Origin of the sequence: Streptomyces sp. NPDC090445 (genome assembly GCF_044769385.1) — a bacterium.
Lineage (GTDB): Bacteria > Actinomycetota > Actinomycetes > Streptomycetales > Streptomycetaceae > Streptomyces.
On the sequence record NZ_JBIVXV010000025.1, the window covers coordinates 55,142 to 66,699 of the forward strand.

An 11,558-nucleotide genomic window follows, 5' to 3' on the forward strand; every position below is an offset into this window, starting at 1 on the left:
CGTTCCGCCGGCACCGCGCCCCCGCACCACGCCCCGCACCACGCCCCGCCCCGGCTACGCCGCCCGCTCCGGCCGGGCGGCGTACGTCCAGAACGCGCGCATCACCTCGGGCGCGGCCGGGCCCCTCAGCTCCACCTGCGTCAGCAGTACGGCGACGGTGCCCGTCAGCGGGGTGATGTGGGCCGCCGTCCCCGTGCCGCCGATCCAGCCGTAGCGCCCCTGCACGTTCCACGGATCCCGCGGCAGCACGTCCACGGAGCCGCCGAACCCCCACCCCTGCCCCTCCAGGAACAGCTCGGCTCCCGCCCGCTGATCGGGAGTCAGCCAGTCGGTGGTCATCCGCTGCACCGACCCCTCGGTCAGGATCCGGCCCCGGCCCCCGTCGAGGGCGCCCCCGGCGAGCAGCATCCGGCAGAAGACGGCCACGTCGTCGACCGTCGAGACCAGGCCGCCGCCACCGGACGGGAACGCCGGGGCGCTGCTCCACTGCCCGTGGGGCGGGTCGACCAGCTCCAGCCGGCCGCCGCCGGCCTCCCGGTACTGGCTGGTGAACCGGCCCAGATCGGCGGCGGGCACCTCGAAGCCGGTGTCGGCCATGCCGAGCGGATCGAAGACCCGCTCCTCCAGGAACTCGGGCAGGGGCCTCCCCGACACCCTGGCGACCAGGACGCCGAGGATGTCCGAGCACGTGTTGTACAGCCAGGCCTCGCCCGGCTGGTGCAGCAGCGGGATCCGCGACAGGGCCCGCATCCACGCGTCCGGCGCCGGCACCTCCTGCGGCCGCGGCGGCCCCTGCCGCAGCTCGCCGAACAGCGGCGCGACGGCGGGCAGCGAGAAGTCGTCGGGGAAGCCGATCCCCGCGCGGAAGGTGAGCAGGTCGAACACGGTGACCGGGCGGGCCGCCGGCACCACGTCGTCGACCGGGCTCGCGGGCGTCCGCACCACGACGGGCGAGGCCAGCTCCGGCAGCCACGGCGCGACCGGGTCGTCCAGCGCACACCGGCCCTCCTCGACCAGCATCATCACCGCGGCGGCCGTCACGGGCTTGGTCAGCGAGGCGATCCGGAAGATCGAGTCCCGGACCATCGGGGAGGTGCCCTCCGCATCGGCGGACCCGACCGTGGCGACCTCCACCTGGCCGGCGCGGTCCACCAGCGCCACCGCGCCGGGCACCGCACCGCCGTCCACGAACGGCGCCAGGACCTCGCGCAGACCGGTCATCACTTCCGCCTCTCCGCCGCGGCATCGCCGGATTCCGGACGCGCGGCCCAGGTTCGCCCGATATCCGCTGGCCCGGGCACCTGCCGCATCCTAGGGTTCCGCCCATGAAGATCACCGGCACCCACGCCATCGACCGAGCCGTTTCCCTCATCACGCAGGCACTCCACGACGCGGCCGACCACGACTGGACCGTGCCCGCGGCCGGTCTGGAATGGAGCTGCCACGACACGGCCGTCCACATCGTCAACGACTTCACCGTGTACGCAGCCCGGCTCGCGGCCCGCGCGCAAGGCCCTCTGGAGGTCGAGCGGTACACGGCCCCCGACGCCCCGCCCGCCGAACTGGCCGAGGCCATAGCGGCCTCCGGCACCCGGCTGGCCGCCGCCGTGGCCGCGGCCGGTCCCGGCGACCGTGCCTGGCACCCGTACGGCACGGCCGACGCGGACGGCTTCGCCGCGATGGGCGTCGTCGAAGCCCTGGTGCACACCCACGACGTCCTCGACGCCCTCGGCGTGCGCGGCTTCGACCCCGACCCGGAGCTCTGCACCTTCGCCCTGGACCGGCTCTTCCCCCACACGCCCCGCGACGCCGCCGCCCCCTGGCCGACCCTGCTGTGGGCGACCGGCCGGACCGCCCTGCCCGGGCTGCCCCGCCTCGGCGCCTGGCGCTGGTACGCCGACCCCGTCCCGGCCGGCGACCGCGTCGTGCTCTGCGAGATCACCCCGGGCGTCGCCGAGGACCTCCAGGCCGGCGGCAGCGGCGGCTTCGCCTGGCCCGAGGACGGACCCGGCCAGGGCACCCGGTTCGCCGCCGGGATGACGGCCGCGGCGTACCGGGAGGGCACCTACCGCCCGGGGTGGGGCCCGTACGCGGTCGTCCGCACGCAGGACCGCCGCGCGATCGGCGGCATGGGCTTCCACAGCGCCCCGGACGCCGACGGGAACGCCGAGGTCGGCTACGACCTCGTCCCGTCGGCCCGGGGCAACGGCTTCGCCACCGACGCACTGAACGGCCTGACCGCATGGGCCTTCGGGCAGCCCGATCCGGCCGTCGTCCTGCACGCCCGGGTCGACGAGGACAACGCCCCCTCCCACGGGGTGGTCCAACGGGTCGGCTTCGAGCGCACCGGAACCGCCGGAGAAGAGGTCCGGTACGCCCTGCGGGCCCCCGGAGGCGGCCGTCAGTAGCCGCAGTTGGTGACCCACTTGTGGGAGGAGATCCGGTCGTTCCACTCCCACGGGACGTTCCCGGCCGAGCCGTTCGGCGCACAGGTGGACGCCCCGCCGTAGCCGATGTGCTCGTACACGCGGATGTCCCCGTAGGAGCCGGCGTAGCCGTTGTTCCACCACGACGACGCCTTGTCGTTCATGTCGAAGGTGCCGGTGGAGCCGCACGTGCGCCAGTCGGCGTCGTTGGTGGACCAGCCGCAGGAGGCCCCGCCGCGGTTGGTGTGCTCCCACACCCAGTAGTTGCCGTCCGCGGCCAGGCCGGAGGCCCCGGCCGGGGCGGCGCCCGCCGTCGTCAGCGCGGCGGGAACGGCCAGCAGCGATGCGGTGAGCGCGCCGGCCAGGAACAGGCTGCGGTACTTACGCATGGGACGCATGGGACCCTCCAGAGGTCTCGGTGGCGGTGTCGTGCTCGGACTGCGTGAGGCGCCGCGCCCTCGGCAGCGCCTCGTTCTGGAGCCGCCACCTCAGCGTGATCTCCGCCCGGTGCCGGGTACGGAGCTCCTCGCCGTAGGCGCGGTCCAGAGTCTGGGAGACCCGGGCCAGCGGGGTGCCGGTCGCGCAGGTCGCTTCGGCGACGGCCAGCTCGGCCGCGGCCGCGTCCGCCTCGGCCGGCGGCAGGTCCTCGCCGTACCGGGCGGCGGCCTGCCGGGACTCGTCGGGGGTGGCGTGGGGCCGGCCCGCCGCCTTCATGCACACGGCCCACTCGGCGACCGCGCCGGTGTACCGCGCGTCCTCGCGGACCCGCGCCTCCCGCACCGGCCGCAGGTTCATCGTGACGACCTTCACCCGGAACCAGGCCGCCGGATCGCCGTACAGGGAGCGCTGCGCGTCGGCGATGCAGCCGTCCGCGGAGGCGGTGACCGTCATCCCGGTGGGCGCCTCCACCGACAGCCCCACGGGGGCGGCGCCCATCAGCGCGGTACGGGCGGCCGCGCGCTCGGGCGCCGACAGCTGCCGGAAGTACCGCTGGTTGGGATCGTCCCCGCGGGCCCGCGCGGCGGCCCGCTCCTCGGCGCCGCCGTAGCCGTGCTCCCGGGCCCACGCGATGTCGTCCACCGCGTACGGGAAGGAGCGCGCGCCGTCGCCCGGCCCCTCGGTCACCGCGTACGGGAACCCCCGCGCGGCCATGCACCGGCTGATCAGGATCTGCTCGGCCCGCTCCAGCGTGCGGGACTCGGCGGTGCTCGGCTCGCGGGCGGCCCCCCGGGCGGAGGACCCGCAGCCGTCCAGGACCAGGACGGCGGCCAGGGCCGCGGCCGTGGCGGTGGCGGCGGCCGCCGCGGCGACGGTGCGGTGTCGGTCCACCCGGGGGCTCCTTCCTGACGCGGTGCGGTGTGCGGTGGTGCGCGGTGGTGTGCGGTGCGGTGCGGTGCGGTGCAGTGCTTTGCGCGGTGCGGTGCGGTGCGGTGCGGTGCGGTGTGCGGTCGCCCCAGGTCTAGCGGCGATCCGTTGTTCGGCGTCGGGGCGGGGCGGGCGAACAAACAACCGCCGAACAATCCGTACGGGAAGGCGGGAAGCCGATCATTCGGGGAAGGGAAGGGGCATGGCCCGCAAGGAGCGCCCGCTCGAAGGCGACGACGGACCGCTGCTGCGGTTCGCCGCCGCCCTGCGCCGCCTGCGCCACGCGGCGGGCTCCCCGCCGTACCGCCGCCTCGCGGCCCGCGCCCACTACTCGGTGGCGACCCTGTCCGAGGCGGCGGCCGGACGGCGGCTGCCGAGCCTGGACGTGACCCTCGCCTATGTCCGCGCCTGCGGCGGCGACACGGGGGAGTGGGAGCGACGCTGGCACGCCGTCGCCGCCGAACTGGCCGCCGGCCACCGCGAACCGGACGACCGGCCCGGCCGGGAGCAGGGCACCGGCCCGCCGCAGGACGGCCCCGACGGCATCCCGTACGTCGGCCTGGCCGCGTTCCGGGCCGAGGACGCCGGCCTGTTCTTCGGCCGGGAACGGCTCGTCGAGGACCTCCTCGCCACCCTCGCCCGCCACCGGGTCGTCGCCCTCGTCGGCGCCTCCGGAGCCGGCAAGTCCTCCCTCCTGCACGCCGGACTGCTGCCCCGGCTCCGGCAGGACGCCCCGCACACCGAGGCCCGCGTCCTCACCCCCGGACCGCACCCCGTCCAGCGGCTGGAGGAAGCCCTCGCCGCACCCCGCGACCCCGCCACCGCCGACGAACTCGTCCTGGTCGTCGACCAGTTCGAAGAGGTCTTCACCGTGTGCACGGACCCCGCCGCCCGGGACCGGTTCATCGCCGCCCTCGTCGGCGAGGCGCAGCGGCCCGGCTCCCGCCGCCGGGTCGTCCTCGGCGTCCGCGCCGACTTCTACGCCCACTGCACCCGGCACGTCCCGCTCGTCGGGGTCCTGCGCGACGCCCAGACCGTCGTCGGCCCCATGACCGCGGCCGAACTGCGCCGCGCCGTCGTCGAACCGGCCCGCAGGGCCGGCCTCACCGTGGAGGGCGGCCTCCAGGCCACCCTCGTCGCCCACGCGCACGGCCAGGTCGGCGCCCTGCCCCTGCTGTCCCACGCCCTCCTGGAAACCTGGCGGCGGCGCCGCGGCGCCGCCCTGACCCTGGACGGCTTCCACGCCGCGGGCGGCTTCGAGGGAGCCCTCGCCCAGTCCGCGGAAACCCTGTACGCCTCCCTCACCACCCGGCAGCAGCAGCTGGCCCGGCAGATCTTCGTCCACCTCATCGCCCTCGGCGAGGGAACCGAGGACACCAAGCGCCCGGTTGCCCGCGACGAGCTGCCCTCGGACGCCGGCACCGCGACCGTGCTGGCCCGCGCCGCCCGGCTGCGCCTGCTCACCCTCGACGACGGCCGCGTCGAACTCACCCACGAGGCGCTGATCCGCGCCTGGCCCCGGCTGCGCGGCTGGCTCACCGACGACCGCGAACGCCTGCGGCTGCACCGCCGCCTCACCGAAGCCGCCCGGGCCTGGGAGAACCTGGGACGCGACCCCGGAGCCCTCTACCGGGGCACCCGGCTCGCCCTCGCCCGCGACCTCGCCGCCGGCCCCGCCACCGGACTCACCGCCGCGGAACGGGACTTCCTCGACGCCGGACTCGCGGCCGAGGAGGCCGCCGGCAACTCGGCCCGCCGCCGCGCCCGCCGCCTCGGCTACCTCACCGCCCTGCTCGCCGCCCTCGTCGTGGTCGCGGGCGTCGCCACCGCCAGCGCCGTCCGGGCCGGCGCCGAGGTGACCCGCCAGCGCAACGACGCCGTCGCCGGGAACCTCGCCGACAGCGTCGGCGACCTCACCACCACCGAGCCCGGGCTGGCCGTCCAGCTCAGCCTGGCCGCGTACCGCCTCTCGCCCACCCCGAAGACCCGCGACAGCCTGGTCAGCGCCCTGATGACGACGCTGCCGGCGCACCCCAAGGAGGTCGTCGCCCTCGCCTACCGCCCCGACGGCCGGCAGCTGGCCACCGCCGGCGGCGACGACACCGCCCGCCTGTGGCGGACCGACGGCACCGACCGGCCCGTCGCCGTGGCCACCCTCACCGGGCACGGCGGCGACGTCCGCACCGTGGCCTACCGGCCCGACGGCCGCACCCTGGCAACCGGATCCGCCGACGGCACCGCCCGGCTCTGGGACGTCTCCGACCCGGCCCGCCCCGCCGCACTGGCCTCGCTCACCGGGCAGGGAGGCGAGGTGCGCGCCCTCGCCTACAGCCCCGACGGACACACGCTCGCCACCTCCGGCAGCGACGGCAGCGTGGGCCTGTGGGACGTCGCCGACGCCGCCCGCCCCGCCCTCCTCGCCCGGCTCGGCGGCCACCGCGACGCCGTCCGCGCGGTCGCCTTCGCCCCCGACGGCCGCACGCTGGCCAGCGCGGGCGAGGACTCCACCGTCCGGCTCACCGACGTGGCCGACCCGCGCCACCCCGTCCCGCTCGCCGCCCTGGAAGGCCACGACACCGTCGTGTTCTCCGTCGCCTTCAGCCCCGACGGCGGCGTTCTCGCCTCCGCGGGCGGCGGCCGCTCCCCGATCCGGCTGTGGAACGCCGCCGACCCGCGCCGGCCCGCCCCCCTCGCCACGCTCACCGGCCACACCGACGTGGTCGGCGCCGTGGTGTTCAGCCCCGACGGGCGCACCCTCGCCAGCGCGAGCGACGACCGCACCGTCCGCATGTGGAGCGTGGCCCGCCCCGCCCGCCCCGGGCTGCTCACCACCCTCACCGGCCATGCCACCGCCGTCGGCTCGGTCGCCTTCAGCCCCGACGGCGCCGTGCTCGCCTCCGGCGGCTTCGACACCACCGTCCGGCTGGCGGGCACCGACCTCGCCCGGGTGATCGCCGGAGCGTGCGCCCACACCGGCCCCCGGATCACCCGGGCCCAGTGGACCGCCCACCTGCCGTACGTCGCCTACTCCCCGCCCTGCACCGGCCTGGAGCGCCCCTGAGCGGCACGGCCCGCCGAGCCGGCCCGGAGCCCTCCCCCCGTGCCGGACTGTCGGCGGCCCGTGCCAACCCTGGGGCACGGCAGACGCGGATGCGCGTTGGGATACCGGGACGGGGATGTGATGACGTCGGTGGACTGGCTCGAGGGGACGGACTTCGGCTACTACGTGCTGTGCCCTGCGGGCCGTGTACGGGAATGGGACGGCACCGAGGCCCACACGGAGCTCGAGGAGTACATCAACAAGATCCTGCTCCCCGGCGACGGAGAAGTCCTCACGATCGGTGGCGAGGCCCTCCCCGTGACCTGTCTGCCCGGGAGCCTGACCTTCGTCCAGAACGTCGGCTCCGACGAGAGCGTCGACCTCCACCGGGAGGTGGAGCGGGCCATGGCCGCCCCGGGGTGGCAGGATGCCGTCGAGATCGTCCTGGGCGGGCAGTACGCGCTGATCGACGCCATGGTGCCGGGTGCGGACACGGAAGACGACTACATGCTCCGGATCGACATCCCCCACGGCCGCTACCGGGTGCAGTCCGTGTACATCGAGCGCCCGCTGGGAGAGTTCCACCTCCACCGACTGCAGGCGGTCCGACCCCGCGCGAACGCGCATCGGTGCGGACCCTGCGCCGCACCCGGCGGACCCTGCGCCGCACCCGGCGGACCCTGCGCCGCACCCGGCGGATCCGCCTGCATCAGCCGGTGGGGCGGGACGGCGCGGCACATCCGCCCATCCGCGCATCCGACACGGCACGGCCGCTGCCGTACTAGCCTCGGTGGCGGACGTCCGACACCGGCTCGGAAAGGCAGGCTGCCATGGCGAGTTCCCTTCGTGAGACCAGCGGCGGGGGAGCGGGCTCCCCGATCCCCGTGATCGACCTCGGGCCGTGGCGGTCCGGCGGCCCGGCGGCCCGCACGCGGATCGCCGCCGAGGTCGACGGGGCCCTGCAGGCCGCCGGGTTCCTCCTGGTCACCGGGCACGGCATCGACCCGGCCCTGCCCGCGCGGATCCGCGCCGCCGCCCGGGCGTTCTTCCGGCTGCCCGCCGCGGTGAAGGAACCGTATGCGGTCACCGTCGGCGGCCGCGGCTGGCTCGGCCCGGGCGCCGAGGCGAACAGCTACGCGGAGGGCGGCGCCTCGCCGCCCGACCTGAAGGAGTCCTGGTCCTGGGCGGCGGACCAACCCACCGGCGACCCCGCGGTGGACGCCGAGTGGTTCCGCCCGAACGCCTGGCCCGCCGAGGTGCCCGGACTCCGCCCGCCCGTGGAGGAGTACCTCACCCGGATGCGGGCCCTGTCCGACGAGCTGCTGGAGCTCCTCGCCGGCGCCCTCGGCCTCGGCACGGACCACTTCACCCGCCACACCGGCCACCCCACCTGGGGCTTCAACCTCAACTGGTACCCGGGCACCGAGCTCCTCGGCCCCCCGCTGCCCGGCCAGTTCCGCATCGGCGCCCACACCGACTTCGGCACCGTCACGGTCCTCGACCGCGAGCCGGGCGCCGGCGGGCTCCAGATCCACACCGACGCCGACGGCTGGCAGGACGCCCCGTACGACCCGGCCGCCCTCACCGTCAACATCGGCGACCTGCTGGCCCGCTGGACGGGGGACCGCTGGCGGGCGGGCCGCCACCGGGTGCTCCCGCCGCCCGCCGCCGCCCCGGCCGAGGAACTGGTGTCGCTGGTGTACTTCTACGAATGCGATGCGCATACCCGCGTCGAGTCCCTGCCGGAGCCGATCGGCCGGATCGCGCACGAGCCGGTCGACTCCCACGCCTACCTGCGGGCCAAACTGGACGCGATCAGCGTCTCCTGACACGGACCCGGCCGGCCTCCCGTCACCCTCGCGGCGGACGGGAGGCCCTCCCGTGGACGGAGCACCGGATCCGACTCCGAGATGATGATCAGCCGCACGGCCCGCGGGTACGTTCGACACCATGAACCGACGCCGCACCACCACTGCCGCCGTCTTAGGCGCCCTGCTCCTGCCGCTCGTCCTGACCACCGCCGGAACCGCCTCGGCCGCCGGGCCCGCCCCGGGGGCGCCGGCCGCGCCGGCCGCCGCGTCCGCGCCCGCCACCACCGGGGCGGTCATACCCGAACTGCCCCGCCCCACCGGCCGGTACGCCGTCGGGCAGGAGACCCTCCACCTCGTCGACCACAGCCGCACCGACCCCTGGGCCGGGTCCGGCCCGCGCGAGCTGATGGTCACCCTGCGCTACCCGGCCCACCGCGGCACCGGCGGGCCCCCGGCCCCGTACCTCACCGACGACGAGGCCCGGCTGCTGCTCGCCGACCGGGGCCTGGAGCAGCAGGTCGCGGTCGAGAGCCTGGCCGGCACGAAGGCGTACGCCCGCACCGGGGCGCGCCCCGTCACCGGCCGCCACCCCCTGGTCGTCCTCTCGCCCGGCTTCACCGTGCCGCGCGCCACGCTCACCTCGCTGGCCGAGGAACTCGCCTCCCGCGGCCACGTGGTCGCCGCCGTGGACCACGCGTACGAGACCGCAGGCACGAGCTTCCCCGGCGGGCGCGTCCTGACCTGCAAGGCCTGCGACGTCGTCCGGCAGACGAAGGACTACAAGCCGGTGGCCGACAACCGCGCCCGCGACGTGTCCTTCCTGCTGGACCGGCTCACCGGCCGGCACCCGGCCTGGCGGCACTCCGGCCTGATCGACCGGAAGCGGATCGCCGCGGCCGGCCACTCCATGGGCGGCTCCGCCGCGGCCGCCGTGATGGCCGCCGACCCGCGGGTCCGCGCCGGCATCGACATGGACGGCGGACTGTTCTCACCCGTGCCCGACGGCGGACTGGACGGCCGGCCCTTCATGCTGCTCGGCGGGGCCGACGCGGTCCCCGGGAGCATGCCCGGCAACCCGGCCGGCTGGGACGCCAACTGGCCCCGGCTCGACGGCTGGAAGCGCTGGATCACCTTCGCCGACGCCCACCACTTCACCTTCACCGACTGGCCCGCCGTCAGCGACCGCCTCGGACTGCCGAGGATGACCCCGCTGCCCGGCGACCGCTCGGTCGAGCTGACCCGCCGCTACGTCGGGGCCTTCTTCGACCTGCACCTCAAGGGCATACCGCAGCCGCTGCTGGACGGCCCCGCCGCCGACGCGCCCGAGGTCCGCTTCCACCGGCCCTGACGGCCGCCGATTTCCGCAGGCGGGCAGCGTTTCGGCAGGATGGGGGCATGACCGAGATCCGCACCCCCCGCCTCCTCCTGCGCCGCTGGGACGACGACGACCTCATCCCCCTGTCGGAGATCAACGCCGATCCGGCGGTGATGCGCTGGATCGGCGACGGCTCCCCGCTCGACCTGGAGCAGACCGCCGACGAGATCGAGCGGTGGGAGGACGAATGGGACGAGGAGGGCTTCGGCCTCTTCGCCGTCGAACTGCTGGGCTCCGGTGAGCTGGTCGGCGCGGTCGGGCTGTCGGTGCCCGAGGACCTGCCCGAGCTGCTGCCGGCCGTCGACATCCGCTGGCGCCTCGGCCGGCAGTACTGGGGCCAGGGGTACGCCTCCGAGGCCGCCCAGGCCGTACTGGAGTTCGCCCTCCAGGACCGCGGCCTGGACCGGGTCATCGCCGTGGTCCGGGCCGGCGACCGGGCCTCGGACAACGTGGCCGAGAAGCTCGGCATGGCTCCCGAGGGGGACGCCACCGACGCGGAGCACGGACACCTGCTCCGCGTGTACGGCATCGACCTCACCGAGTACGAGGCCTGACCCGCACCCGTCGGGCCGGGGCGCGGCCCTCCGCCGCCGCGCCCCGGCCGCCTGCCCGCCCGCCCGCTCGCACCGCTGCCGGCCGCCGGCCGTCAGGCCGCGCAGGTGTCCAGCATCCTCGTGAGCATCGTCTTCTCCGCCTCCGTGACCGTCAGCCCGTAGGCGGACTTCACCGTCGTCCACGCCCGCCCGTACAGGCACCAGCTCGACCGGGCCGGCGGCTGCCACCGGTCCGGACTCTGGTCGCCCTTCGACCGGTTCGCCGCCGCCGTGACCGCCAGCAGCTGCGGGCGGGTCAAATCGTTGGCGAACGCCTTCCGCTTGGCGGCGTCCCAGGCGGCCGCCCCCGAACGCCACCCCTCGGCCAGCGGCACCACGTGGTCGATGTCCAGCTTCGACGCGTCGGTCACCACCGCCCCGTCGTACAGGCTCTTCCACGTCCCCGAGACCGCCCGGCACTCCGCGTCCCGCACCACGTCCGTACCGTCGCGCTGGAGGACCGCCTCGCGCGTGTTGCAGGTCCCGCCCTGCTCCGCCCAGTGCGTGAACCTGTCCCGGCTGTATCCGGCCATCGTCCCCACCGGCGCCACCGCCAGCCCGGCCAGCTGCGCACGGGCCGCCTCGACGCCCGCCACGCCCGGCAGGAGCTCACCGCCGCCCGCCTTTCCGTCACTGGCCTTTCCATCGCCGGCCTTTCCATCGCCGGCCTTTCCGTCGCCGGCTGACGGCGATGCCTGCGGGGGCGTCGGCGAACCGGCCGGTGACGGTGGGGCGGAGGCCCGGGAACCCACCCCGTCCGCCCCGTCCGACCCGCCCGACGTACAGCCCGCGGCGCCCAGCAGCAGCGAAGCCGCCAGCACCGCACCCCGCACCCGTATCTGACGTCCCATGTACCCCACCCCGAGACCCGGTCCGCGCCCTGTCTTGAAAACAGTACCCAGAACCGGACATTCAGCCCAGACCCCGGATCCCGCAGCGGCCGCGGGG

10 protein-coding genes are annotated in these 11,558 nt (G+C 76.0%); 6 read left to right on the forward strand and 4 right to left on the reverse strand.

What is annotated here, in order from left to right:
* Positions 1–54 precede the first annotated feature (54 nt).
* Positions 55–1,221, reverse strand: a complete 1,167-nt coding sequence (locus ACIQUT_RS31900; protein ID WP_403568038.1) for a serine hydrolase domain-containing protein — start codon at positions 1,219–1,221, stop codon at positions 55–57.
* Between the two features lie 104 nt (positions 1,222–1,325).
* Here ACIQUT_RS31900 and ACIQUT_RS31905 point away from each other — a divergent pair, with 104 nt between their 5' ends.
* Complete coding sequence (locus tag ACIQUT_RS31905) at positions 1,326–2,408, forward strand: GNAT family N-acetyltransferase (protein WP_403568040.1); 1,083 nt, start codon at positions 1,326–1,328, stop codon at positions 2,406–2,408.
* Here the strand turns inward: ACIQUT_RS31905 and ACIQUT_RS31910 are convergent.
* The gene (locus tag ACIQUT_RS31910) at positions 2,402–2,815 is read right to left on the reverse strand and encodes a peptidase inhibitor family I36 protein (protein ID WP_403568042.1); all 414 of its coding nucleotides are present in this window, start codon (positions 2,813–2,815) and stop codon (positions 2,402–2,404) included. The two genes, ACIQUT_RS31905 and ACIQUT_RS31910, sit on opposite strands and share 7 nt — an antisense overlap.
* On the reverse strand, positions 2,808–3,755 hold the full coding sequence (locus tag ACIQUT_RS31915; protein ID WP_403568044.1) for a hypothetical protein: 948 nt from the start codon (positions 3,753–3,755) through the stop codon (positions 2,808–2,810). Before ACIQUT_RS31915 ends, ACIQUT_RS31910 begins: the two co-directional genes overlap by 8 nt.
* A gap of 238 nt (positions 3,756–3,993) precedes the next feature.
* Here ACIQUT_RS31915 and ACIQUT_RS31920 point away from each other — a divergent pair, with 238 nt between their 5' ends.
* The 5 genes from ACIQUT_RS31920 to ACIQUT_RS31940 all read left to right on the forward strand — a co-directional run bounded on the left by ACIQUT_RS31920 (position 3,994) and on the right by ACIQUT_RS31940 (position 10,571).
* On the forward strand, positions 3,994–6,852 hold the full coding sequence (locus ACIQUT_RS31920) for an XRE family transcriptional regulator (protein WP_403568045.1): 2,859 nt from the start codon (positions 3,994–3,996) through the stop codon (positions 6,850–6,852).
* A gap of 129 nt (positions 6,853–6,981) precedes the next feature.
* Entirely contained in the window at positions 6,982–7,719 is a 738-nt protein-coding gene (locus ACIQUT_RS31925) for an Imm21 family immunity protein (RefSeq protein ID WP_403568047.1), read from the forward strand.
* Positions 7,662–8,660 (forward strand): isopenicillin N synthase family dioxygenase, encoded by a 999-nt coding sequence (locus tag ACIQUT_RS31930; RefSeq protein WP_403568049.1) that lies wholly within the window; start codon positions 7,662–7,664, stop codon positions 8,658–8,660. The genes ACIQUT_RS31925 and ACIQUT_RS31930 overlap by 58 nt, the downstream gene beginning before the upstream one ends.
* Positions 8,661–8,781: 121 nt before the next feature.
* Entirely contained in the window at positions 8,782–9,990 is a 1,209-nt protein-coding gene (locus tag ACIQUT_RS31935) for an alpha/beta hydrolase family protein (RefSeq protein WP_403568051.1), read from the forward strand.
* A 47-nt stretch (positions 9,991–10,037) separates the two neighbouring features.
* On the forward strand, positions 10,038–10,571 hold the full coding sequence (locus tag ACIQUT_RS31940; RefSeq protein ID WP_403568053.1) for a GNAT family N-acetyltransferase: 534 nt from the start codon (positions 10,038–10,040) through the stop codon (positions 10,569–10,571).
* Between the two features lie 92 nt (positions 10,572–10,663).
* On the opposite strand, the gene ACIQUT_RS31945 is transcribed toward ACIQUT_RS31940, so the two are convergent.
* Entirely contained in the window at positions 10,664–11,461 is a 798-nt protein-coding gene (locus ACIQUT_RS31945) for an HNH endonuclease family protein (RefSeq protein ID WP_403568055.1), read from the reverse strand.
* Between the last annotated feature and the right edge of the window lie 97 nt (positions 11,462–11,558).